Origin of the sequence: Vibrio hippocampi (assembly GCF_921292975.1) — a bacterium.
Taxonomy (GTDB): Bacteria; Pseudomonadota; Gammaproteobacteria; order Enterobacterales; family Vibrionaceae; genus Vibrio; species Vibrio hippocampi.
In genome coordinates this window covers 680,899-704,817 of sequence record NZ_CAKLCM010000003.1, presented here as the reverse complement: position 1 = coordinate 704,817, position 23,919 = coordinate 680,899, and the positions used below count along the sequence as shown (strand labels likewise).

The 23,919-nt window shown below is 42.5% G+C and carries 23 protein-coding genes, 1 tRNA gene and 1 pseudogene; 13 read left to right on the top strand and 12 right to left on the bottom strand.

Features of this window, described 5'->3' with window-relative positions:
• Positions 1–2 precede the first annotated feature (2 nt).
• Together L9Q39_RS16290 and L9Q39_RS16285 are read right to left on the bottom strand one after the other, a co-directional pair.
• Entirely contained in the window at positions 3–1,367 is a 1,365-nt protein-coding gene (locus L9Q39_RS16290; RefSeq protein ID WP_237486149.1) for a TrkH family potassium uptake protein, read from the bottom strand.
• On the bottom strand, positions 1,364–2,026 hold the full coding sequence (locus L9Q39_RS16285; RefSeq protein WP_237486148.1) for a potassium channel family protein: 663 nt from the start codon (positions 2,024–2,026) through the stop codon (positions 1,364–1,366). The genes L9Q39_RS16290 and L9Q39_RS16285 overlap by 4 nt, the downstream gene beginning before the upstream one ends.
• Positions 2,027–2,264: 238 nt before the next feature.
• Between L9Q39_RS16285 and L9Q39_RS16280 the strand changes: the two genes are divergently transcribed.
• Positions 2,265–3,359, top strand: a complete 1,095-nt coding sequence (locus tag L9Q39_RS16280; protein ID WP_435532846.1) for a mechanosensitive ion channel family protein — start codon at positions 2,265–2,267, stop codon at positions 3,357–3,359.
• A gap of 119 nt (positions 3,360–3,478) precedes the next feature.
• On the opposite strand, the gene L9Q39_RS16275 is transcribed toward L9Q39_RS16280, so the two are convergent.
• Positions 3,479–4,183, bottom strand: a complete 705-nt coding sequence (locus tag L9Q39_RS16275) for a hypothetical protein (RefSeq protein WP_237486146.1) — start codon at positions 4,181–4,183, stop codon at positions 3,479–3,481.
• The gene (locus L9Q39_RS16270) at positions 4,180–4,578 is read right to left on the bottom strand and encodes a hypothetical protein (protein WP_237486145.1); all 399 of its coding nucleotides are present in this window, start codon (positions 4,576–4,578) and stop codon (positions 4,180–4,182) included. Before L9Q39_RS16270 ends, L9Q39_RS16275 begins: the two co-directional genes overlap by 4 nt.
• Positions 4,579–4,783: 205 nt before the next feature.
• Between L9Q39_RS16270 and L9Q39_RS16265 the strand changes: the two genes are divergently transcribed.
• A complete protein-coding gene (locus tag L9Q39_RS16265; protein WP_237486144.1) occupies positions 4,784–5,047 on the top strand; it encodes a DNA polymerase Y subunit UmuC family protein in 264 nt (87 codons plus the stop codon).
• Between the two features lie 117 nt (positions 5,048–5,164).
• On the opposite strand, the gene aroG is transcribed toward L9Q39_RS16265, so the two are convergent.
• The 3 genes from aroG to L9Q39_RS16250 all read right to left on the bottom strand — a co-directional run bounded on the left by aroG (position 5,165) and on the right by L9Q39_RS16250 (position 8,468).
• Entirely contained in the window at positions 5,165–6,214 is a 1,050-nt protein-coding gene (gene aroG / locus L9Q39_RS16260; protein WP_237486143.1) for a 3-deoxy-7-phosphoheptulonate synthase AroG, read from the bottom strand.
• Positions 6,215–6,632: 418 nt separating this feature from the next.
• Positions 6,633–7,481 carry a DNA ligase gene (locus tag L9Q39_RS16255; RefSeq protein WP_237486142.1) on the bottom strand — a complete coding sequence of 283 codons (849 nt, stop codon included), beginning with the start codon at positions 7,479–7,481 and terminating at the stop codon, positions 6,633–6,635.
• Between the two features lie 282 nt (positions 7,482–7,763).
• Positions 7,764–8,468 (bottom strand): MaoC family dehydratase, encoded by a 705-nt coding sequence (locus L9Q39_RS16250; protein WP_237486141.1) that lies wholly within the window; start codon positions 8,466–8,468, stop codon positions 7,764–7,766.
• Positions 8,469–8,829: 361 nt separating this feature from the next.
• On the opposite strand from L9Q39_RS16250, the gene L9Q39_RS16245 reads away from it, so the two are divergent.
• Positions 8,830–8,920 (top strand) — tRNA-Ser (locus L9Q39_RS16245).
• Between the two features lie 226 nt (positions 8,921–9,146).
• Here L9Q39_RS16245 and L9Q39_RS16240 read toward each other — a convergent pair.
• Positions 9,147–9,407 (bottom strand): hypothetical protein, encoded by a 261-nt coding sequence (locus tag L9Q39_RS16240; protein WP_237486140.1) that lies wholly within the window; start codon positions 9,405–9,407, stop codon positions 9,147–9,149.
• 399 nt (positions 9,408–9,806) lie between these two features.
• Here L9Q39_RS16240 and L9Q39_RS16235 point away from each other — a divergent pair, with 399 nt between their 5' ends.
• Together L9Q39_RS16235 and L9Q39_RS16230 are read left to right on the top strand one after the other, a co-directional pair.
• Entirely contained in the window at positions 9,807–11,030 is a 1,224-nt protein-coding gene (locus L9Q39_RS16235) for a phospholipase D-like domain-containing protein (protein WP_237486139.1), read from the top strand.
• Between the two features lie 169 nt (positions 11,031–11,199).
• Positions 11,200–11,478, top strand: coding sequence for a nitrogen fixation protein NifW (locus tag L9Q39_RS16230; protein ID WP_237486138.1), 279 nt, complete (start codon positions 11,200–11,202; stop codon positions 11,476–11,478).
• Positions 11,479–11,674: 196 nt separating this feature from the next.
• Here L9Q39_RS16230 and L9Q39_RS16225 read toward each other — a convergent pair whose 3' ends face one another.
• Positions 11,675–13,015: an anaerobic sulfatase maturase gene (locus tag L9Q39_RS16225; protein WP_435532845.1), complete on the bottom strand. Its 1,341-nt coding sequence runs from the start codon at positions 13,013–13,015 to the stop codon at positions 11,675–11,677.
• Between the two features lie 393 nt (positions 13,016–13,408).
• Here L9Q39_RS16225 and L9Q39_RS16220 point away from each other — a divergent pair.
• The 6 genes and pseudogenes from L9Q39_RS16220 to L9Q39_RS16195 form a co-directional block, all read left to right on the top strand.
• A pseudogene (locus L9Q39_RS16220) lies at positions 13,409–13,633 on the top strand (sulfatase); the annotation flags it as partial.
• 161 nt (positions 13,634–13,794) lie between these two features.
• Positions 13,795–15,534 (top strand): alkaline phosphatase family protein, encoded by a 1,740-nt coding sequence (locus L9Q39_RS16215; RefSeq protein WP_354004657.1) that lies wholly within the window; start codon positions 13,795–13,797, stop codon positions 15,532–15,534.
• A gap of 144 nt (positions 15,535–15,678) precedes the next feature.
• The gene (locus L9Q39_RS16210; RefSeq protein WP_237486137.1) at positions 15,679–16,626 is read left to right on the top strand and encodes a LysR family transcriptional regulator; all 948 of its coding nucleotides are present in this window, start codon (positions 15,679–15,681) and stop codon (positions 16,624–16,626) included.
• A gap of 374 nt (positions 16,627–17,000) precedes the next feature.
• On the top strand, positions 17,001–18,467 hold the full coding sequence (locus tag L9Q39_RS16205) for a methyl-accepting chemotaxis protein (RefSeq protein WP_237487050.1): 1,467 nt from the start codon (positions 17,001–17,003) through the stop codon (positions 18,465–18,467).
• A 161-nt stretch (positions 18,468–18,628) separates the two neighbouring features.
• Positions 18,629–19,768: a hypothetical protein gene (locus L9Q39_RS16200; RefSeq protein ID WP_237486136.1), complete on the top strand. Its 1,140-nt coding sequence runs from the start codon at positions 18,629–18,631 to the stop codon at positions 19,766–19,768.
• 10 nt (positions 19,769–19,778) lie between these two features.
• Positions 19,779–20,189, top strand: a complete 411-nt coding sequence (locus tag L9Q39_RS16195; RefSeq protein WP_237486135.1) for a type 2 periplasmic-binding domain-containing protein — start codon at positions 19,779–19,781, stop codon at positions 20,187–20,189.
• Between the two features lie 103 nt (positions 20,190–20,292).
• Here L9Q39_RS16195 and L9Q39_RS16190 read toward each other — a convergent pair whose 3' ends face one another.
• The 3 genes from L9Q39_RS16190 to L9Q39_RS16180 form a co-directional block, all read right to left on the bottom strand.
• On the bottom strand, positions 20,293–20,856 hold the full coding sequence (locus L9Q39_RS16190; RefSeq protein ID WP_237486134.1) for a YceI family protein: 564 nt from the start codon (positions 20,854–20,856) through the stop codon (positions 20,293–20,295).
• On the bottom strand, positions 20,853–21,395 hold the full coding sequence (locus tag L9Q39_RS16185) for a cytochrome b (RefSeq protein ID WP_237486133.1): 543 nt from the start codon (positions 21,393–21,395) through the stop codon (positions 20,853–20,855). The genes L9Q39_RS16190 and L9Q39_RS16185 overlap by 4 nt, the downstream gene beginning before the upstream one ends.
• A 181-nt stretch (positions 21,396–21,576) precedes the next feature.
• The gene (locus L9Q39_RS16180; protein WP_237486132.1) at positions 21,577–21,807 is read right to left on the bottom strand and encodes a DUF2164 domain-containing protein; all 231 of its coding nucleotides are present in this window, start codon (positions 21,805–21,807) and stop codon (positions 21,577–21,579) included.
• Between the two features lie 292 nt (positions 21,808–22,099).
• Between L9Q39_RS16180 and L9Q39_RS16175 the strand changes: the two genes are divergently transcribed.
• Positions 22,100–22,777 carry a hypothetical protein gene (locus L9Q39_RS16175; protein WP_237486131.1) on the top strand — a complete coding sequence of 226 codons (678 nt, stop codon included), beginning with the start codon at positions 22,100–22,102 and terminating at the stop codon, positions 22,775–22,777.
• A 102-nt stretch (positions 22,778–22,879) separates the two neighbouring features.
• Complete coding sequence (locus L9Q39_RS16170) at positions 22,880–23,668, top strand: lipase family protein (RefSeq protein WP_237486130.1); 789 nt, start codon at positions 22,880–22,882, stop codon at positions 23,666–23,668.
• Positions 23,669–23,919 lie beyond the last annotated feature (251 nt).

Sequence of the window (23,919 nt, the reverse complement as noted above, 5' to 3'; positions counted from 1 at the left end):
GTCTATCCCGTGAGGACTTGTTCCTCTGGATATTTAATCAATGTGGGCCTTGGTCTTGCCAACATATAGGCTAAGGTCAAAGGTCCTATCCTACCGATGATCATCACCACCACCATAATCCATTTACCCGGTGTCGATAAAGTCTCGGTCAACCCAGCGGTTAAACCTACCGTGGCAAATGCTGAGATGGTCTCAAATACCACCAACTCAAACGGCGCTTGTTCTGTCACCATCAGTAAAAACATCGACAACGTCAGTATGGCGCCCGTCACGACGATAATAGCGAGGGAGCGTGTCACAGTTTGCCAACTGATGGTGCGCTGAAAGATTTCCACATAGCGCTTCTGGCGGACAAACGCCCATGTCGCCAGAAAAGCAACAGTAAACGTTGAGACCTTGATACCACCGCCGGTTGAGGTCGAACCGGCACCGATAAGCATAAGTAAGATCATCACTAACAGTGCCGCTGAACCAAATTGACTCAAATCGACACTGTTAAACCCTGCGGTTCTCGCCGTAGCGGATTGAAAATAGGCGGCTAACCACTGCTGTTGAGTCTCAAGACCAGACAGACTGGCATCCCGCTCCAATAACCAGATCAACAAGGTGCCGACGAGCAAGAGCAACGGAGTCGCAGTCATCATGATCTTTGTATGTAAAGCGAGATGGCGAAAGCCTTTTCTACCATTCAGAGCAAGGTCACTGACCACGGTAAAACCGAGTCCACCAAATATAAATAGCGCAGAAACCACCAACAACACTAGAGCATCGTCATTGAATTGACTAAGGCTGTCTGAAAACAGTGAAAAGCCAGCATTGTTAAAGGCAGAAATCGCATGAAATAGCGCATAAAACATCCCTTTATGCCAACCCATCTCTGGCACCCAGCGAAGACATAACAGGGCAAAGCCAATCAACTGAGCCAACACGGCAAAGACGATAATCTTCTTGACCAGCAGTTTTACATTTATGGCTCTATCCTGTCCCAACTCCTCTCTCGCCAGCGCTTGTTGTTGTAAGCTTAATCGAACGCCGAACAGATATAACAAGACCGCTGATAACGTCATCTGACCCAAACCGCCAATCTGCATCAGAAACATCAATAAAATCTTGCCCGCCAAAGTGAAGTGGTGTTCAGTATCCACCACGCCAAGTCCAGTCACACTAATCGCCGAAGTCGCAGTAAAAAAGGCATCAGTAAAACTTAATCCCGTCACAGAAAATGGCGCTAAGGTCAGCAACATCGCAGACGGTAGCAAGACCGCCATAAAACTCACCAAAATAATATAGGGCTCGGAACCCACCTTAGACTTCGCGCGTTTATTTTTAAGGGAGTAAAACAATCCGGTGTGTTTTAATCGACTCATAGCGACTTAATTTGCTCCAATAACACTAACTCTGAACCAGCAACGATTAACATATCGCCCATTTGCAACATCTGGTCAGTCGGTGGTGTCGTTTGTAAAGTTGGACCGCGTTTAAACGCCAGTAACTGGATATCATCATTGCGCAGCAAGGTGATCTGTTGCAGTGTTTGCCCCATTAACTGATTGCCGACAATAATCTCCGTGATCGCTAAACCACTTCCCAATGCACTGTATTCAAAAACCCGCTTATCGAGCATACGCTGAGCAACACGCACCCCCATGTCGCGCTCCGGCATGATGATTTTGTCTGCGCCAATTTTTTGCAAGATTTTGTATTGAAACTTGTCATTTGCTTTAACCCATACAGTCTTTACCTTGGCTTCCTTTAATACTAAAGCGGTTAAAATACTGGCATTGATATCGTCGCCAATGGCAATCATCACCATGTCATACTCACTCAAGCGCAACTCTTCAACAGTCTCTTCAATGGTGCAATTGGCAACAATGGCTTGAGACACAACCGCAGAAGCCTGTTTAACCTTTTCCTCATCAATATCAATAGCCAAAACTTGCGCGCCAGCTAACGCCAATTCTTGGCAAATTGCCATACCGAATCGACCAAGACCAATCACGGCAAATTGTTTATGGGACGTTCTCATGGTAGTTCCTTGTCCTTAAGTTGAACTACTTTAACTATGGTATGGATTGTGGCATTTTCAATATGTTAGCTCGATTTCATTGTGCCTAGATAACAAGATACGGTGTATAATGATACGTTGTAACCCACACAATCACAGCAAGCGTCATGCGTAGACAGCGGTCAAACTTGCGTTAATGTGAATACCGAACATTGACCTACGCCTTGAACCAATTTTGTTGTTTTGGAACTGTATGAGTATGGATGAGATTCAAAATTATATTCAATCATTTAGCCATGACTGGCTGAGTAACGTGTTATTAATCACTCTATTTAGCCTGTTGGCGTGGGTAATCTGGCGAATCGTTTACAATCGGTTAGAGGCTTTGACTGAACATACTCCTATTGTTTGGGATGAACTGATTGTAAAAGCATTTCGTGCGCCAGTGAGTGTATTTATTTGGCTCTGGCCGGCCACCGTGTCACTCGATATTGTGCTGACCCATTACGTAGCAACCGATACGAGCTGGCTCAATAAGCTTGATCATATCTTGGTTATCATACTGTTTTTATGGGTCATTCTAAGAATCATTCAGAATGTAGAAAGCTATATTCTTACCGCAGGAAAACACGACGAAACCACGGTTCAAGCCACGGCTAAAGTCGCACGTCTGTTCTTTATATCCATTGGTGTGCTGATGGCGATGCAAGCTCTTGGGCTCAGCTTGTCTGGTTTATTGACCTTTGGTGGTGTCGGTGGCTTGGTTGTCGGTCTTGCAGCGAAAGATCTTCTGTCCAATTTCTTCGGTGGAATGATGATCTATTTTGATCGCCCATTTAAGGTCGGTGACTGGATTCGTTCGCCCGACCGTGCAATTGAAGGTACCGTCGAACGCATTGGTTGGCGTATGACCATTATCAGGACGTTTGATAGGCGACCTTTATACGTGCCTAACTCAGTATTTAGTAATATTGTGGTAGAAAACCCATCACGAATGTTGAATCGACGCATCTACGAAACGATCGGTCTTCGCTATGACGACAACGAAAAGGTTAACGCTATCATTAATGATGTCCGTCAGATGCTCGAAAACCATAATGATATCGACGCAAAACAGACCCTAATTGTTAACTTTAATGCTTTTGGTCCCTCTTCCCTCGACTTCTTTATCTACACCTTTACCAAAACCGTTAATTGGGTTCGTTATCATGAAGTTAAGCAAGATATATTGTTGCAAGTGATGGCTATCATACATAAACACGAAGCCGATATCGCCTACCCAACGCAAACGCTTAAACTGGACCCGGCGACTTTGCCGCAAAGTATGGCTACTCAAACCACTTTAGAACCCTAGGCGTTTTTATGGACTGCACGCTTTTATCAATGACTGTAGTGGCTGTAGTGGCTGTAGTGGCATAGCTAAGATAGGTCAAAGGCAAGGCTCTACCCTTGCCTTTGCCATAATCATCTAACTTATAGAGATTGAATTATTTTATACAGTTCATCTTTATTAGAACTTCGTCCCCTCTCAATAATGCTTATAATTTCTTGCTTATTTATTTTTATTTTGTCTAGTTGCTGTAGTGAATGCACTGCAACTTCCTTATGACCGAAACCAATAGATGTCTTAAATAAATATTCCCAGTGTTTATCATCCAAAACAATATCACTATTGGTGACAAGTGCCAGTTTATTTAAAGTATCCGAATCACTATATTTTGCATTAACCAGATACAATATCGACTTTTCCGGTATTTCGAAGCCATAATTTGTCACTTTTTCTATGAATGACGGAGGTTGTAATCCTATAGCGATAGCTATTAATGAATCAAATTCATCCTCACTGACTTTTTTTATCTCTCCATTTACAAACTTTTCAAGCCATAGTTCCCAGCCAATGTTATGAGCAAGCATTAAATTATCTTTAATTACTTGGTTGTTTTTTGAATGTAATACTATGGGTCTACTTGAGGATATGAGAGTGTTGTTATTATTAGCTTCTACACCTGTACTATCATCGCTCACCTCTAACACAACTTCGGCATTGCTTGTGTCACTCGTTTCTTTGAAAGAATCAGCATTTTTCTCTACATGATTATTATTTGCACTTTCATTTTTAAAATTGTGAAAAGAGAAAATAACTATAAAAAACAACAAGCAAGCTAATAATTTTTTCACAATAGCAGTCCTTCAAGAGAGCAGGGTTCGGCATTGGAATCATGATCTCTAGTAAATTCAATAGAATTATTAAAAATAACAAACCAATTAGCGGGATCTTCTTCCAATAGGATGCATGCCGACTGTAGACTTACAACACCTTCTTCATATAATACATTTGCTCTTCTATTACACATCTTTTCAGCTCCTGCATTTGTTTTATAATCCGAAAGCCATTCATACAAGTCATTCTCCCAAACGAGCGGCGCAATATGCTGGCGAATATAGTACCAACCATCATCGCCATTTATTTCATCACAATATAATCCAACCTTTGGCTCAAATAGATAATCAATAATAGCTGCCGTACTTATTGATGAGCTTAACAATAATGTTACTAACAAGATTTTTTTCACTCTAATTCCTTTTAGTTAAGTGATAGTAAGTATAAATAGCAATACGAATGATACTAAGTGTTATTTGCATCGTCAACAAGTTAATGTTTTCCTTGTGCCACAATGCTCCAGTCAAAAAGAATAGCCTTTAACACGACAGTTGTTGCATTGGCTTGACACCGAAAAGCGATTAGCGATAGGTTGTGGTCTTGGAAGGACTTTCACTTTGGTCAAAGTGGCTAGTCATGTAGAAAAAACTTTTGATGGCTACCTTGGAATCGCACTGCTAACGCCTAAGAATGAAGGTCAGAGACTACAGCAAGAGATCTGGGGTGTTGGGCGCCGTAAGGCATCAATGCTCAACAAAAATGGAATATTTATTGCGGCAGGACTGGCACGAATACCTCTAAAACTTGCTAGGCAAGTAGGGTCAGTTAATTTGGAGCAGGTTGTCCGGGAGCTTAAGGCATTTATCAGCTATAAGCGATGACCAATCATAAGCATTATTTGCTTGAGTGGATTGTTTGAGTGATAACCCTATGTACCCACAAATAATAAAGGAGCCAAATTGGCTCCTTTATTCGTTTTAGAGTTAACGCTGAGTAGACTAACCGCGTCTCGTTTGAACGGCTTGTGCCAATTCACGTAACACCGATTCGGTATCTTCCCATCCTATACACGCATCCGTGATCGATTGACCATAGGTGGGTGCTTGACCGTCGACCAAATCTTGACGACCTTCAACCAAGTGCGATTCAATCATGACGCCAAAGATTGCATTTTCACCCGCTTTGATTTGTTCAGCGATGTCCGTCGCCACGACTTTTTGGCGTTGGAACTGTTTTGAACTGTTCGCATGGCTAAAGTCGATCATCACTTTTTGTGGTAAACCCGACGCTGCAAGCTCTTCTTTAATCGCTTTTACATGTGAGGCACTGTAATTTGGCTCTTTACCACCGCGTAGAATAATGTGGCAATCTTCATTGCCCGCAGTCTCAATGATGGCGGAGTGACCAAACTTCGTCACTGACAAGAAGTGGTGTGAAGCACTCGCCGAACGAATCGCATCAGTTGCAATCTTAATGTTGCCATCGGTTCCGTTTTTAAAGCCAACCGGACATGAAATACCAGACGCAAGCTCACGGTGAACCTGAGACTCAGTCGTACGCGCACCAATAGCGCCCCAACTAATCAAGTCCCCAACATACTGCGGGCTGATCATATCAAGGAATTCACTCGCCGTAGGCATACCCATGTCGGTTAAATCCAGCAAGAGCTTACGCCCCATACGTAAGCCGTCGTTGATCTTAAAAGTGTCGTTCAAATATGGGTCGTTGATCAATCCTTTCCAACCTACTGTGGTACGAGGTTTTTCAAAGTAAACCCGCATAACAATTTCTAACTGGTCACCGAGTTCATCTCTCAGCACCTTTAAACGCTTGCCATACTCGACCGCCGCCTCTGTATCATGAATAGAACATGGGCCAACAATCACCAACAAGCGATCATCTTGGTCATTGATAATATTGTGGATAGCTTTGCGCGCTTTAAACGTCGTGGAAGAGGCAACCTCGGTGGCAGGGAACTTTTCTAACACAGCTACTGGTGGTAATAGCTCTTTAACTTTGCTTATTCTTACATCATCTGTTTGGTACATGGGTCACTACTTCCTGTTATTACTTATTCGTTCACTTGCTTACTGTCGATCCGTTGATAGCAAGTGATTTAACAGTAACTTATCCGCTCACAGCAAAATGTGCAATCATTAATTTGCAAACAACGCAATAAACCACTCTGTTTTATTATTTTCACACCATGTACAACATTATTTACACCATTGCATTTGTTCTGGGCGCTGTCCTTGTGCACGGTTTTTAGACTTTTTTCACGCAAGGATCAACAGACAACAAGCAGAGATAGACTCAACACTTTGTTATTAAAACGGAAACACCTTCAATCCAAACTGTTCTTCACAGCCCGTTTTCGTCACCAAACAGGCGCTCTATCCCTGACGATAGGTTAACCTCCGCTTGAGATGAACAAGCAAGGTCTGTCCCAAGCAGAGGTTATGTGACTCAATCCACTTTTCTTTCTCTCAGATAACGAGCGAATTTGGGTACACCGTTTTGTGTTAATCCGTTATAGCGAAACGTAACAACGGCTCCCATTTTTGGAGGGTGCTGTCTTTCTTGGTCACTAAAGCCACTACCAATATAAAACTCAATGCCCGGATCTACCCTGACTAAAAGCGAACCCATCATGCCTTGGTATTTACCGTTGCCTGACTTGTAGCCAACAACTACCCCTTCCATGTCGTGGTATTTTTTAAGCTTTAATAGATTAGAGCTTCTACTTGCTTGATACAGTGCAGACACTTTTCTTAACATCAACCCTTCCCCATCTTGGTCACTGATGCGATCAAGCTCTGCAAATAGTTCAGCTTCTGAGGTAATGGGGGTGTGTTCGACATACTTGATATGTGTTTGATTGGTCTGCTTAACCCAACGAAGGATATCATCGTAGCGTTTTTGATAATCTCCCGTCGCTTCAGGCAGATCAAAAACCATAAAATCAATGTTTTTCCATTGCTTATCATTGGGTGTTTTATCTAACACCGTTTGTTGCACAAGGTGAAAATTTCCGCGTCCAGCCCATAATTCCCCTTCTAAGGATGTCTTGGGCAGTGCTGCTGAAAACCAATCCGGCGCAACTATTTTGCGCCCTTTTCTAGTAACAAGTTCACTCCCCGTCCATATTGCTCGGATCCCATCTAGCTTTTCGCTTTTCCAGTAATCCAAAACGTTGATCCCTGATTGGTAATGCTGTGCATTCATTACCGGTAACTCGAATCTAGATTCAGCCGCTGTTGGTAGCGAAAATGAACAAAGAAATGCAATAGAAAGTGCTGATAAACGAAAGTACATAAACGACCCTCCCAATAACCAAGTGAAGTGTCATATTGCAAGCTTGTATTGGGACTTTAACGCGCTTTGATTGGCGCATGCGATCAACGTCTTAGTAATATATTGGAGTACCTGATTCATTTTCAGACAATAATGTCGTGCCTCTCAAAGTTGGTGCTAGTTCTTCTCGACATGCCGAGCGCGAAAAAAAGACCTTGTCGCATCACGACAAGGTCTTTAAGAAAACGTTGATGAAGACTCAACTAAGTCAGTTAAAGTTCAAACAGAAGATCAACAATAGGTTTAGAAGTGCAAATGTATTACAGAGACCGCGATACAAGCCGGGCGACGCACGCCTTCAATCTTAACGCGAATTTCACGCTCAATTTCTAAACCTTTTTTAATCGGTGTCACTTTAGTGAGCGTACTCTCTGCCATCACGTTGCTGCCTGCTTTCACCGGATACGGAAAGCGAACCTGATTTAAACCAACGTTCACCATCATCTTAGCCATTGGAAACAATGGCTTGTCTGGATCAACACTATCGGTCAACGCAGGTAATAATGATAGCGTTAAAAATCCATGCGCGACGGTAGTCTTGAATGGAGATTCACTGGTAGCACGATCAGGGTCTGTGTGAATCCACTGATTATCTTCCGTAACATGACCAAATTGGTCGATACGATCTTGACCAACGTGAATCCAATCACCTTGATGAATCACAGTACCTATCTTGTCTTGTAACTCATCATAGAGTTTTTGCGCTTCAGGTTTTAGTTCAAACTCTGGCTGTTGGACAACAGGCTGCTCAATCACCGGCTCATTGACGGCAGGCTCATTAACTACGGGGTTGTGATAATGACGAGCCCAAGTAAGAAAATGACCATGGTTGGTTATATCGACTATCTCTGACCAATATTCACGAATTGTGGGCGACATCCTTTGCATAATCTCAGACTGATGCTTCAATGCGTCAGCTCTTTGTTTAAACAAATCTACAACTTTCATATTGACCTCAAAACTGAAGTTCTGGTAAAACTGAATAATTAATATTATTTTGAGTGATTTAGTGAGACTACGCAAACATTTTTCAGCGCACGACTGTATTCTGAACACTGTTTTATATTTCAAAAACAATCACTTATTATAAATCAACATAAATTAATCAAATTGCCATAATTGTATAAATTTACGGTTTATCTCACCATCGCTCCCTCATCGACCCACTACTCATCGTTCAACATAGTAAGCAAATCGAGCGCTCTCTTCTGTCTTTTAGTCTTCGTGCTTAAAAATTCAACATACGATCCATCAGCAGTCAGATAGCACTTTACATGGGATCTGAAACTACCTATCATACCCGCACTTCGGAGAGATGGCTGAGTGGTCGAAAGCACCGGTCTTGAAAACCGGCAACCGTTAATAGCGGTTCTAGGGTTCAAATCCCTATCTCTCCGCCACTTTCAAAAAAACAGCCCTTGATAATCAAGGGCTGTTTTTATTTGCGTTCTATCAATCACCCACACCAAAATAGCATCGTTTACTATTCACTTTTCTAATGAGGCTGTGGTGTCCATTATATGAATCTTGTTACTCATAAGATCTTTAGCTTTTAACTTTGTCCCGCCGAATTACGCAACAGAACCACGCCTAACTATAAAAAACATTAGGCGCGTTAAGCGATACTTAATCGTAAGTAACAACGACTACCTTTCCGACAAGTTTTTTTGCTTTGTCATTAGTGATTGATTGAGAACTGCGCTGGTAGACTGGCTGCACTTCTATTTTGTAAGGCACATTGGTCGTACTTTTTATTACGGGGGATTGATGTTCGATTGTAACTGGATAGGTCGCCTCTACGACGGCTCCAGAAAATATAATATTGCCAGCGAAAGCTGACGCATGGCTAATAACCGCAAAAAATAAGATAACTAGTTTAGTCCACATAATACAACTCCTTTTGTATGCTCATCATAAAAATAGACCGCTTTCGGCATTTATCAAGGTGGCTTTAATTTTTTGACCTATTAATTGGCATTTGCATAGAGAGCAAAACCTGCACATCATCGTCAGTTAGAATGGAGAAACGTTAGTTAGAAAGATGCCATGCACCAGTTTGAAACCGAATACAGAGAGAATTAATCGGGTATCACGTTGCATCGAGGGTAATTGCGGTTGCGAACTGAATCTAGAACGATCTAAAATTGAGGCGGAGCGTGTCTAACCCCATGATATTATTCCACTTATATCTTCGAGATATCGCCCAACTTCTTACTCAAACGGTACACTTGTTATCTCTAATGTGGTATCTAAAGTAAATTAGTATGCGAATGACAAGGCGTTATTATGTCTTATAAAATATTTTTCGAGGGTCCTGATTTAAACCCGTCTCAGGAGAAAGGTTATTACCATCACCTTGGTAGTTCACCCGATTTAGCGGATCGTCTCCATACCTTTCTTCTGCGATATAAAAATGAAGCGTCTGAGCTTCATATCTGCCTGTATTTGTTTAACAATACCCATATTGCAGATGCTGTCATTGAATTGGCAAACCATGGGGTTAATGTTTTTATTACCACCATTCCACTGGAAGGCTATACCAAGAAAATGGTAACCGTGACTGACGGTATCCATTGTCGTAAAACATCAAAATTTTTGGAAGCAGAAAAAGTACATCAACGACTATTAAACACCCCAAACATCCATTTAAAATACTTTGACCATATCTTTGTAAGAAGTGCTAAATTTAGCAACTTTTCCAGAGGGGCATTGCCATATAGTCTACATATAAAAAGCATGCTTCTTATTACTGATCAGCGCCAATATAAAATATTAACCAGCTCTAACTTGGCTATCGGTGATGAACTCAAAGATGAACTTATTTTAATTGAGTGCATACCAACCGATGATCAATGCAACTTAAATTTCTTTCATCATATTCATCAGTTAGCCACAATAAATCCCGCACTCGCAACAGAACTCAGCTTTTCCTACCGTAACAAACCCTATGACAAATTAAATCGGCGCATATTTACTTCGCCCTTTTATCAAAATAGCAATAACCATGTCGATAAGCGTATAAAAAATCTGATTCGTACGGCTAAGGTTAGGCTAATTATTTGTGCTCAACATGTCACGAATTTCACCGATGAGATCAGGACTGCATTAAGGGCGAACAACCAGTTAAGAGTGACCGTAATTTCCCAAACTTACGCTGGTGACAGTGACATTTACCATAGAGTTAGACATCCTCAAAATGAGAACGACTTCCGGCGTTTCTCAGCAGCGCTATCACAGCAGAATGTCTCACACTTTGTGAATGGTAGTGTTCATCACAAGTTTATTGTTGTTGATGATGTTTCCTTAATCTCAACGGCTAACTACACCAATACACAAGCATTGTGGAAGCCGATTAATATCGCCCAATTTACGTTTGCACCAGAGCGTTCGTATTGTGGCGTTTTCTCTGAAATCAATGAATATACGTTTATCAGTTGCCAAGCGACAGCCAATCAATTGGATGAGCATGCTAGATTGATCACCTTAAAGGATGGCACTTATAAAGCTTAACGCATTACGCTCTCAACCCAAGTTACCTCAAGGTGCAGAGTTCAAAGGTAACTTGGGTATATCTGCTTCAATGAAGTTTGTTCCGCAAATAGCCATTTATTTCAGTGTCGATACAGTGATACCATGATTCCTTTGTCAATCACCAACGGTCACTCACTAACAACGCTCTATGGCTAGTACAAAAACGCTTTCAGAAACCATTGCCGAATTCACCTGTATCGAAGATGCCTTGCGCTACTTCGAGATCGAATTCGACAGTAAGTTTATTGATGAGTATCGACAGCCATTAACCAAAACATTTGCTGGTTATCTGTTGCTGCAAAAACCAGAGGATTGGTTTGAGGGAAGACGCGCGTTGAAGAATGCTTATTGTAAGATACAGCGCGGTCGGTTAGATAAACACAGCCGATCGGCGTGTCGAGGCTGTACCTCTTGTCAAAGACGCTGATGGTTAAAGACGCTAATTACCAAAGGCGCTAAGGCTCTCACCTCAGCGTATACTTGAATCTTCTAGTATCTACAAATCCGCCACCGCAAACAGGCTCAAACAGACCAACACCAGCATGTGTGAAATTTTTCTTCGAAACAGAGCTATTAGTGTCATATCCACCTAACCCTAAAACTTAAAACTTAAAACTTAGAACTTAGAACTTAAAATTAAGCGGCGATCGAGCCTGCTTGACTGCATGGTCGCTAAATTTCCCGTGTTTCACTGGGTAACCACTGGCACGCAAAATATAAGCAAACGTTCGATCTGCATGAGCAAAGAACTTATACCAACCTGCGCAAAGATAATTAAGCCCCGGCTCGCCTTGCTTTGTTTTGATAAAACGATTTTTTGGGCATTCTCCAAAACAAGCAAATTGATAATCACATTCTTGGCACTGACTGTTTAGGGTTTTGTTTTTGGCGAAACCAAACTCTTGTTGCTGTGAACTAAAGGCCATCGCATCTATTTTACGGTCTTGGATATTACCCATCTTATATTCTGGATAAACATAGTGGTCACAAGAGTAGAGATCACCATTGGGTTCAAGAGCCAAACCTTTGCCACAGAATGGACCCAGAGTACAAAGTGGGTTATTGCGCCCCATCCAAGTTTCGACCCAAGCTTCAAAGTATTGGATAAACACTTTTCCAATGTCGTTTTGTGCCCATTCATCAAAGATAGCAATTAAGAAATTGCCCCAAGCATGGTCAGTGACACACCACGACTCCATAATGGAGTTGCGATGACCGGGAATCAAACGCTTATCACCCTGCCTTGGTTGATCGTCATCTTTCCATGTTTGCGGTGCGGTGGTTCGAAATGAACTCGGCTCTACGATGGGAATAAACTGCATCTGTGGTGATTTCACTTCATCACGTAAAAACCGATAGACCTCTAATGGGTTTTGGCTGGTTAGGTTATTCACACAAGTTAACGTGGCAAATTTAACGTTATATTGGTGCAACAATGCTACAGACTTCATCACTTGCTGATGTGTACCGCGCCCTGCTCTATTGGTTCGATAAGCATCATGCAGCATTTGTGGTCCATCAATACTGAGACCGACTAAAAAATTATTTTTCGCTAAGAATTGGCACCACTTGTCATCCAGTAGCGTGCCATTCGTTTGTAGATCGTTGGAGATCAACACACCATCAGGGCAATACTGCTGCTGCAACTGCACCACTTTTTCAAAATAACTTAAACCCAGCATGGTCGGCTCACCGCCTTGCCAAGAAAAAATAATTTCCGGGGTATTCTGAGCCTCAATGTAACTCTTTATATAATGCTCCAGCGCCACCTCATCCATCATCGGTGAACAACCCTTCTTGTACTCAAGTAGGTCTTGCTTGCTCAAGTAGTAACAGTAGTTGCAATCAATATTGCACGCAGCACCGATTGGCTTCGCCATTATGTGTAAACGTTTTGACGGCTTCCCCTTAAATTGAGGTCCGGCAGATAAAGTTATCGGTTCCGATGGAGCATTTGATGTCATGTCAGTGTTCACCTTATCGTCAATAACGTTAAAACAAGAAACAGCAATAATTACGCAACGATTCGAAAGCCATTATTCAAATCAATTGAGCGCTTGGTCTGTGATTGTATCTACATTCACAACACGATGACCGTTATAAACGTTATAGCCAAAAAGAAAGCAAGCTGCGATTAAAATACGGCAGAGTAAAACCGCGGTCACGATTCCAGTCATGCCATGTTTAATTAAGTGAGACCTTTGATGAAAACGACAACATTAATTACAAAAAACTCATTTAAGTTAATCAGTTATTCCATTATTGGTGCTATCTGTCTGCACTTGACCGCATGCCGTTCTCGGCAAACACATCCACTAGCAGAGACAATAAACCAGCAAATGGTGCGCATTGATGGTGGTGAGCTTGTACAGGATGCGTATGATACTGGCTATTATCGCTACTCTCCTCAAGATAATCCAAATAACGCACAACATTCAGACTCTGGTTTGTCACATAAGTCGGTTCGGGGCGGAAGTTTTTCCTATGACGCAGATGAATCGCAAAATTACCGTCGTGACTTCGCAAGCCAATCTATAATTATGTCTGACATGGGACTCAGGCTTGCGAAAGATTCTGAATAGCTCGATCTACATTGGCACATCCAAGTGGCGAGTTAATCTAATCAGCTAACTAAAATGACTAGCTAGATAAAATAAATAGCAACAGATGACGAATAACGACAGCACCCAAGTAAACGATGAATGCGTTACATGGATATAAACTGATTGGCAAAGGACACACAATGAGAAAATTGATATTTGGACTTAAACCGACCTATTTTTCACGCTGCTTATTGGTCGCCGCAACCATTTCGACCACAACACTTTCGACCTCAACCTATGCAGAAACAGAAACTGATCTGCCTAAATTGGTGCTGCAAATAACAGTAGATGGTTTGCGGGGCGATCTCCTTGAACGCTATAAAGCCCACTTTGGTTCAGGAGGATTTCGTTACTTAATGGACGAAGGGGTTTATTACACCAACGCCAACTATCAGCACGCGAATACGGAAACCATCGTTGGACACGTCTCACTTGCTACTGGCGCGCCACCTTCCGCTCATGGGATGGTGGGCAATGTCTGGTTCGACCGAAGCCTAGACAGATTGGTTTATAACGTCGAAGATCCCAATTATCACATGCTCAACTCCGCCGCTGGTGTCGATAAATCAACCGAAATCGATCCCACGCAAAAAGCCGCAGCACAAGATGGACGTTCACCTGAGCCTATATTAGCCACCACATTTAGCGATGAATTGACGATTGCCAGCAATGGACAATCTGGGGTATTTTCGGTTTCCGTCAAAGACCGAGGCGCAATTTCCCTCGCAGGGCATTCCGGTAAAGCATTTTGGTTTTCTAAATCGAGTTCTGAATTTGTCACTAGCAACTACTATTATGATGCCACCCCATTTTGGGTGACGCATTGGAATGAAAAAGCCTTAGCGAAGAGTTATTCCGGTCAATCTTGGCAGCTATCGTTACCGCAAGAAAAATACCTGCAACCCGCATCCGGTGCCAGTTATAAGGTCGACTTGGGTGGTTTTGCTCGAACTTTCCCTCACCCTTACGGACCAGCAAGCTACAAATATTACTCAACAATGCTGACCGTCAGTCCTGCCGGTGATGAAATTACCGCGGATTTTGCTCATACGCTACTCGGTCAGCTAAAACTCGGTAAAGGGGAACACACCGACTACCTTGCGGTGAGTTTTTCCTCCAATGACTATGTTATCCACCTTTATGGACCAGAAAGTCTCGAAGCGGAAGATAATCTCGTTCGTCTTGATAGAACTCTTGAGAAGCTATTTCAAAAAGTGGATCAAAGTGTCGGTCTCAATAACACCTTGATCGTCCTCTCTGCCGATCACGGCGTACCTGAATCCGCCCCCGCCATGCAGCAACTCGGCTTTAAACAGTCGCAGTACTTTAATAAGCAAACGTTAATGAATGATGATCTATTTGCGATGCTTGAGGCTCGCTTTGCACTGCCTAAAGAAGTGATCAAGCTTTATGCTCAACCTTATATCTATTTAGATAGAGAGCTCATCGCTAACAAGAAATTGGTACTGAGTGAGGTACAAAATGCCATTGCCGAGCAGTTACTGACCGTACCCGGCGTCGAAACAGCGGTAACCAGTGAAAGTTTGCAAGCTGGGCAGTTTGCCAACACTCGCGTTAACCAGTTAGTCGCCAATAACTTTCACCCGACCCGCTCCGGGGATATCCATATCGTCTTTACCCCACGCACCTATATTAATGATATGGATGGACTGACGATCGCCTCCACCCATGGATCTCCTTGGCGCTATGATACCCATGTACCGGTGATTTTTGCTGGTCACAAAATTCGAGCAAAACAGATCAGTCGTGACATGACACCTTATGATATTGCCCCGACGCTCTCTTCTTATCTCGGCATTAACCTACCCAGCGCAGCAACAGGGCAACCACTGAGTGAAGTACTCCGTCAGCAACATTAATCGCGCTGCAACACGCTTAGCAGGCGGTGACATAATAAAAATTTCGTCACCGCCCTGCCCCTAACTCTTTGTTAAGGCTATACTCTGTCTAAACTGATCGTTTGGTGCATCGTCTTCAAACGTAAATTACCAATGAGTGTATCCATGTCTATTTCCCACCAATTAAAGCTTTTTCTTGATGTTGTCCAACAAGGCTCGTTTGCCAAAGCCGCTACACTCAATGATATGGATAACTCCGCTTTGTCTAAGCAGATAAAGAAACTGGAATCCGAGCTCGGCATTCAACTATTAAACCGTTCAACGCGCTCTTTTTCGTTGACGTCAGCTGGCGAGGAGATTCTTGAGCAAGCGAAACTATTAACCCAGACGCTCGATCAAGTACAGGGGATTGCGCAAGCTTACCAATCGGAACTTAAAGGTAGCCTGCGTATTGTATCGGGTGTGTTTTTTGGGCAACACTATATTCAACCGGTGATTAACCGTTTTATTAAACAGCATCCCCAAGTTCAAATAACTCTGCACCTTGATGATCAGCGCACCGACATTATTGCCGACCACTTTGATGTTGCGTTTCGTATCGGTAAACTGAGCGCATCAAACCTAGTCGCTAGAAAAATTGCCAGCACGCACTTTGCGCTGGTGGCCTCTCATCGTTTTATACAGCAACACGGAATGCCCGAATCTCCTCAAGAGTTGATTAAGTTACCCGCCGTGATCTATCGAAATAATAGTGTCACCCTTGATAATTTCGATATGGCGACCTCAGACAAGCCACAATCGTTGGTGAATTACCGAATGAAAGGTAATTACTATGTCAACGACGTGACAACACTCATGTCGGCAGTACAGAACGACGTGGGTTATGCCTTAATTGATCTGTTTAACCTCTCCGACTCTATCGAACAACTTGAGATCACTCCTTTACTGACTGATTATTACTTGTCCAATATGGATACGGGTATCTACGTTGTCTATCCAAATAGAAAATATACCAAGCTCGTCAGTGAGTTTATTCATCAAGTGCAAGACTACATCGGAAATCCACCCCTTTGGATGCAAAACATCCCGGGTTATATCGGCATGTACCGGTAAAACTTTAATAAAACTTTTTGATTTGACAATTTTATCAACACCAATATATTATCGCCAACATTATCTGGTTAATACCAATTGATAATAACTAGCCAATTTTATAAATTCACCCTTTGGATCATCTCATAAAAATATAGACAGACTATAAATATTAATTAACATTTGTCTTATTTATGGTAGATTGCAAGCATAGCCATTTATAATGCTGTTAACATGGAGTTGTAGACGCCGTTATGTTGTCGATAAAAAATAAAATCATCTTGTTGTGTGCGCTTGCTATATTAGGTGTATCTAGCGTATTTGTTACAGGTAATCAAACACTTAATTCAAATACCACCTTGGTATCTGAACTAAAAGAACGTCTCTATCCCGTAATGAGTTCAGCATCGCTCAATACCATTATCTTGGGTCAAATCGCCGAGAGGTTTAACCTGTCCGTTACATTGGGTGACGAGGAATTGCTTGAGCAGAATCAGCAAACATTTAATGAGATGCTGGCCAACTTTGAGCAGCAACGCCAATTAATGCCGATACTTTCCAAACAAATTAACGAGTTAGAATCTCAAGCCAAAAATTACTTCAACGGTGCTTATGATATAGCGTATCAAATGATTGATGGTTCGTTAGATTTATCTCAGGCTGCCAGTCTTGGCGCAAAAAACAATCAATTACTCAACTCGCTTACCGACAATATTAAAGCCTTCAACCAGGCGAGAACTGCTGACTTTGAACAATCTGTTATCAACCTTGAAAACGACAATACTCGCGCAAAAGGCTTAATGCTAATATTAGGTTTAGCTGCACTGCTACTGCTTGCTATCTTTGGTTTCTTAGTGGTTCAAGCTATTCGTAAAGATCTGCACAACATCAGCTCAAAAATGCGTGACATCGCTGAAGGTGATGGCGATCTAACGGTACGTTTAGAACACAATAAAAATGATGAGCTTTCTGAACTGGCAAACTCGTTCAATACTTTTGTTTCTCAACTGCAGCAAAATATCAATGCGACGATAGATAATGTTCAAGGTCTTAATGAGATCGCAGAAACGTTGGTTAAATCCAGTGAAAACTCTAACCAGTTGTCGAGCAAACAGTCCATTGCTGTGGAAGAGGCGACCCATTCGCTACAGCAGATGTTTGACGGTGTTCGTCATATCGCTGAAAACGCCAATGATACCGTTAGCTCAGTCGAGAGCGCTAACCAACAAGCTCAGCTTGGTGAAACGCAAGTCGCCAATACCATTCAATCGGTGCAAGACTTAACCAGTGATGTCCGCTCAGCTTCCGATGTGGTTCGCCAACTTGATGACAATGCACAAAGTGCCAGCTCTATCCTCGATGCAATTAGCTCCATTGCTGAACAAACCAACTTGCTAGCACTTAATGCCGCCATTGAAGCCGCTCGCGCTGGTGAGCAAGGTCGTGGATTTGCCGTGGTCGCTGACGAAGTTCGTACGCTGGCCTCGCGCACCCAAACCTCGACACAAGAGATTCAAAACGTACTACTACAGTTACAAGAGCAAACTCGCACCGCCTCTGAGATTATTTCTGCCAGTGCCGAAAAAGCCGATAGCTGTGTGCAACAATCGTTGGTCGCCGAAGAGTCTCTTCGTCAAATCACCTCCGATATTATTCATATCAGTGAACGCAACCAAAGCATTGCCAGTGCCACCGAGCAGCAAGAGAACTCCTCTTCTCGTATGCAAGAAGTGATCGGTGATATTTCATCGATGGCAAAAGTGACGTCAGATTCTGTGGAACACGTTAACCAAGTTGCCCAGCAAATCAACCAGATCCGCAACAACCTTAATCAATTAACCAACCGATTTAAGGTCAATTAATTCGGACAACACTGTCCAAACAAACCATTACTTAAAATTCAATGACCTGCCTATTATCTAGTTCGCTAGATAATAGGGTTCACTCGGCTTGAATTTGGTGAATACAACAATAACTAGAGTTACATGGCACTCAAGTCTATCGTGCCAATATGGAGTAAAATATGAAAAAAACAGTAGTGGCAGCCTTCGTCGCATTTGCATGTAGCGCTCAAGCCGCAAGTCTAGACGACATAAAAATCAGTGGTTTCGGCTCTGTTGGTGTTGGCAAATCAACTAATGATGTGGGTTATGCGGGTTATACCGATGAAAAATTCGACACCAAGCAAGATACGATTGCCGGTATTCAATTTGATTTCGCTATTAATGACAAAGCAAAATTTACCACTCAAGTGGTTGCTAATGGTCGTTATGATTTCGAACCTGAATTTGAAACCGCCTATTTAAGCTATAAATTTGATAGCGTTACGGCTCGCGCGGGTATTCTTCGCACTCCGTTTTTTATGTATTCGGACTATGTTGATGTTGGTTACGCCTATCCGATGATTCGCCCATCACAAGAAGTGTATGAGCATATTATTATCAACAACTATACCGGTGGTGACCTTCTTATTCCATTCGATATCGGCGACACAACATTATTGTTACAACCTTTCGCGGGTATTTCTCAAGTTGATGAAGCGGACTCACCTTATGGTGAAGTTGACTTAAACAAGACCTTTGGTCTGACGGCACACTGGTATGTGGATGACTTCACTTTCCGTGCTTCCTATGCAACTGCAACGACGAGTTATAGTGCGCCATCCTCTGTCGAGCTACTTGGTTTAACGGGTTACGCTGAAGAAATGCTGGACGACCAAGATGCATTGTTTGCTTCGATTGGCGCTCAATACGACAATGGTCAATTACTCGCTGTTGTTGAGGCTGTGCGTATCGAGGTTGACGGTCGCTACTCAGATTCAGACGCTTTTTCAGGTCTAGTGGGCTACCGTTTTGGTGAGATCATGCCTTACGCAAGCATCGGTTGGAAACAATCAACGGATGACGAAGAGCGTGAAACGGCCGTTCCTGGCTACGATAGCATTCTTGCTTACGAGCAAGCAGTGAATAATTTTGAGACTATCTCCTACTCTGTTGGTACACGTTGGGATTTTGCTCAAAATATGGCACTGAAGCTAGACGTCACTTACGCTGACTTTAAAGGCACGTCAGGTCGTCTAGCAGAAAACGTAGACGATACCACTGCGGCAATTAAAGAAGATGACACGCTAGTCTACTCTGCATCTGTTGATTTTGTATTCTAAGGAGACAACAATGAAAAAGCTCACTACATTAATCGTCACTTCATTATTGTCACTTAGCGCTCATGCTGGATTTGCGGTTGTTGGCAACCCTGCTGGTATTGATGCCCTTAGTAAGGCCGACGTAAAAAAACTGTTTTTAGGCAAGAAGACACAGCTACCTAACGGTAAAACGGCGGCTATTGTCGAACTCAAGGATGGCGATGCACAACGCGTTGCGTTCCACGATCTCGCAACGGGTCGTAGCGAATCACAACTGCAATCGGCTTGGTCTCGCTTAGTCTTTACCGGTAAAGCGGAAGCACCAATCCAAGTGGCTGATTTTAACCAAGTGCTGTCAACGGTCTCTTCAAACCCGAATGCCATTGGTTATATTGATGACGCAATGGTTGATGGCAGTGTTAAGGTTCTGTTCAAGTTCTAATCGAACGGCTCACCTTATAAAGATCAGGTAACATCCACGAAAACCGTTACCCGAAACAAAAGCCAGCTCATCACGAGCTGGCTTATTACTTTAAATCTCTGAGTTACTGCTTAACACCCTCAACATGCAACTCCATATCTACATAGCTTGAGTCGCCCACCACCTTAATTTTGTAATCCGCGAGCTCTAAGCGGGTATGACCCACAAAGCCGGCGCGTTCGCCTCCCCATGGATCTTTACCAGCACCAATAAATTCGGCATTGATAACGATAGGTTGCGTGACACCGTGCAGAGTTAAATCGCCCATAATGTCCAATTTGCCGTCGCCTTTATCGGCAACACTGGTACTTTTAAACGTCGCTTGACCGAATTTTGATGCATTGATGAAATCACCGCTTCGTAAGTGTTTATCACGTTCAGCGTGGTTTGAATCAAGGCTTGGCGTTTCCACTACCACCTCGACGGAAGAGGCGCTAATGTCTGCCGGGTCGTAACTGAAGCTTCCAGAGAAATCATTAAAGCGACCTTTAATGAAACTGTAGCCAAGATGACTAATCGAGAAGTTAATCGAGGCGTGGGCACCCTTAGTATCAATCACATAATCCGCTGCATTGGCAGTGAAAGGCAATAATACGGCTAATCCTGTAGCAAGAAGAGTTTTTCTCATTTTGAAGCTCCTAACATTTTCTTTAAGGTATTATCTTTATTGATAAAGTGATGTTTCAACGCTGCGATGGCATGACCTGCCGCCATGATGATCAGTGACCAAGCCGCATAAAAATGGACTTCGCCAGCGATGTCCGATTGTTGAGCAAACCATTCACCGCCTCCAGGTATGATGAACCAATCAAAAACCTCGATTCCCCGTCCATCTGAGGTTGAAATCAAGTAACCACTGATAAAAATCACCGCCAGCGCGGTGTACAGCAGCCTATGTCCAATTTTGGCTGCCATTTGTTCCAATGGTTTGCCTTCCATCGCAGGCGTGGGCGTCAGCCATTTCCAAATCAACCGAAATAGCGTCAACGCAGCAAGCAGAACTCCTGTCGATTTATGCCAATGGGGCGCGGTTCGATACCATTCGCTGTAATAGCTAAGATCCACCATCCAAAGACCGGCAGCGAACATCGCTATGATAACTATGGCTGACAACCAGTGTAGCAAGCGTGCGATCACGTTATAATTTTTTGAAGCTGATGTTTCCATTAACGCACCCACTCCTTTAAGTTACGCATTAACAACAATATTGAAACAAATCGAGTACAGTATCTACAAAAAACAACCAAAAGACTAGCCGATATTGTCGTCAAAAACTGGCTTGCCAAACTTGGGCGAAATTTTTGTTTAACGCGCCCTATCCTGCTAGATCTGATCTTTATACCTTAGTTTATTCTTCTTTTTCTATCTCATAAATTTCGTCTGAAATATCCAAAAGTTTTCTCTCAACCACCTGTTTTGCATCATTTAATCCTTGATTGTAAAAAGCGGGACCCATTTTAGTGATGATAAAGTCCAATAAAAACTCACCATCAAATTGCCCAAGATCCTGACTAAGTTCATCAGCAAAATAATTTTGTAACTCGATCACTAATTCATTTCTTTTTTTGGTATCAAACATCTATTTTCACTCTGATCTGTCATTATGATTCAATTTAAATTGCTGATTGTTGTTCCAGCTTGTCGCGTTCAAGCGCAATCTTTGCCACGCGACCCTATTTATCACGCTACAATTTTTACCACGCAACGATCTTTATCACGCAGCTATCTTTATCACGCAACTATCTTTATCACGTAAATTGTTACTGGGTGCCAAAACATTTTCCTTTTTTCTTGCTATCCATTTAGACTAGCTTATCTTAGTTTAACCTGTTGAACTTTTTCGTTTTATCTTGATTTTGGAGTCATCATCTTTGTTACAACAACTTGTGATTTGCAGTATTAAAAATTTTGCCACAGATTGTCAGCAACTCTGTGTTAAGCACTATCCTGCGATTCACAATCAAGGGATGACAGCGCACCATTTAGGACTAGCGTTTGCTAAGCGTTTATCCGCCGATCTATTGCAAGCAGGTTATCCAAGTGAACATCACTCAAATAAACATGGCTCAAATGAACATGGCTCAAATAAACATCGCGCAATCGAAAGCACGCAACGTGTTGAACAAGCCAATCTCTACCGAGTGACGTCCTCATTAGGCACGGTTTGGGTTATTACCCATCACTTTATTAACGGTAACCTTAACAGTCGACAGCAACTGATCGCTCATATTCAAGATTGGCAATCAGAATACAACGACTCCATTCAGCCCAAAGATATTTTATTAGTCGTTGGGGATCACTGGATCAATCGTCACAGCCATAGTCGTGAGATGATTCATTGGTGGAGCGGTGCTTTGCCGGAAGAGTTAGACAATTACCGGCAGCAAGGAGTTAAACTTGTTGCAAGCGAGCAAACGTTTAGCAAACAACTGCTGAATGGCTGTGGTTTATCGCCTTATTATTGCCATTACATCCACCCACTCCATTCTACCGTGACGCAAAAAGTGGTTTTACGCTACGCTCAGTTCTTTTCATTGATTCATCCATAACGAAATTGTCATCTTTCCCACTCTTTGTCATAAAAATTTAATCGGCGGTTTCCATAGTGGTTTATCCGAATCCCATAAACCAAAATAAATCGACGTCGATAAGTGAAAAGTCTTAAACGCTATCAATACGAAAAATATGCCGTACTATGCAGTCTTGCCTATCCCCGAGTATTTAAACAAACTCGCTATGGGTTCGACCCCAATGGGCAGCGCACCATTGCCAATCGTTACGGTAAAACCATGATCCGTATTCTATGGAGCAAAGACAAAGAAGAAGCCGTCATCGTGATCAAAGGTTCCCATAGCATTGGCGACTGGTTGATAAATTGCGCGATTTGGAAACGTTCGTGCAGTAATTTGGGGTTGGATTATCCCATCCATGCGGGATTCCACTATCTACTCAATCAAGAGAGTTCTCCAAGTCATAAAAGAGACACACTTGGCTTATCTGTATTTGAAAAAACCATGGCCATTGCCAGCGCATTGATTGAGGATGGTAAACGTATCGCTGTGACGGGGCACTCTTCAGGTGGCGCTATCGGTTGTGTTATTGCCGATGCCCTTGAACACAAATATCCTAAGTCGATAAAAAGGATTGTGACTTTTGGTCAACCTTCTATTGGCGGTCTGCGCTTTCGTAAAAAATACCAACTGGCCCATAAAACCTATCGCATCTGCTGCGACTTAGACATCGTCACTTTTTTACCGCCCGTCCCTATCTTTTACTGGCACGTCGGTAAAATGTTATGGCTATATAATGGGCGAATTTATGAAAATACCCCATCATTTGTACGGTTTGGACGCTCCGTTGTGTCTTGGGTTATGCGCCCACTCTCCTATCATTTAATGAGCAAATACATACGAAACAAAGATTTTTTTGACGATCGTTAACCTCTCTTTCATCAAAATTTTGACGTCTTTCATAATTTTGAAATGTCGGTTAAATTAAATTTTCGCTGACTCCGCTTATTTCTGCTCACTACTTAGGCAGTACTGGCACATTACTTAACCTCAATCAAGAGAGACTAGATTGGTGTTCTTTGAATTGACGCAAATAATTGTTATTAATTCATTACCTATAGGTCTTGATTTTTGCTTTTCTGTGCATTTTGATTCAGGTTTCCCTGACTAAATTCATACCG

Bases quoted from the DNA above. Each gene is read 5' to 3' on its own strand.
- L9Q39_RS16280 (WP_435532846.1), top strand. From the start codon at position 2,265: ATGGATGAGATTCAAAATTATATTCAATCATTTAGCCATGACTGGCTG.
- L9Q39_RS16225 (WP_435532845.1), bottom strand. From the start codon at position 13,015: ATGACATCAAATGCTCCATCGGAACCGATAACTTTATCTGCCGGACCT.
- L9Q39_RS16285 (WP_237486148.1), bottom strand. From the start codon at position 2,026: ATGAGAACGTCCCATAAACAATTTGCCGTGATTGGTCTTGGTCGATTC.
- L9Q39_RS16250 (WP_237486141.1), bottom strand. From the start codon at position 8,468: ATGAAAGTTGTAGATTTGTTTAAACAAAGAGCTGACGCATTGAAGCAT.
- L9Q39_RS16290 (WP_237486149.1), bottom strand. From the start codon at position 1,367: ATGAGTCGATTAAAACACACCGGATTGTTTTACTCCCTTAAAAATAAA.
- L9Q39_RS16255 (WP_237486142.1), bottom strand. From the start codon at position 7,481: ATGTACTTTCGTTTATCAGCACTTTCTATTGCATTTCTTTGTTCATTT.
- L9Q39_RS16205 (WP_237487050.1), top strand. From the start codon at position 17,001: ATGAGTTCAGCATCGCTCAATACCATTATCTTGGGTCAAATCGCCGAG.
- aroG (WP_237486143.1), bottom strand. From the start codon at position 6,214: ATGTACCAAACAGATGATGTAAGAATAAGCAAAGTTAAAGAGCTATTA.
- L9Q39_RS16195 (WP_237486135.1), top strand. From the start codon at position 19,779: ATGAAAAAGCTCACTACATTAATCGTCACTTCATTATTGTCACTTAGC.
- L9Q39_RS16235 (WP_237486139.1), top strand. From the start codon at position 9,807: ATGTCTTATAAAATATTTTTCGAGGGTCCTGATTTAAACCCGTCTCAG.
- L9Q39_RS16215 (WP_354004657.1), top strand. From the start codon at position 13,795: ATGAGAAAATTGATATTTGGACTTAAACCGACCTATTTTTCACGCTGC.
- L9Q39_RS16185 (WP_237486133.1), bottom strand. From the start codon at position 21,395: ATGGAAACATCAGCTTCAAAAAATTATAACGTGATCGCACGCTTGCTA.
- L9Q39_RS16200 (WP_237486136.1), top strand. From the start codon at position 18,629: ATGAAAAAAACAGTAGTGGCAGCCTTCGTCGCATTTGCATGTAGCGCT.
- L9Q39_RS16180 (WP_237486132.1), bottom strand. From the start codon at position 21,807: ATGTTTGATACCAAAAAAAGAAATGAATTAGTGATCGAGTTACAAAAT.
- L9Q39_RS16190 (WP_237486134.1), bottom strand. From the start codon at position 20,856: ATGAGAAAAACTCTTCTTGCTACAGGATTAGCCGTATTATTGCCTTTC.
- L9Q39_RS16210 (WP_237486137.1), top strand. From the start codon at position 15,679: ATGTCTATTTCCCACCAATTAAAGCTTTTTCTTGATGTTGTCCAACAA.
- L9Q39_RS16240 (WP_237486140.1), bottom strand. From the start codon at position 9,407: ATGTGGACTAAACTAGTTATCTTATTTTTTGCGGTTATTAGCCATGCG.
- L9Q39_RS16230 (WP_237486138.1), top strand. From the start codon at position 11,200: ATGGCTAGTACAAAAACGCTTTCAGAAACCATTGCCGAATTCACCTGT.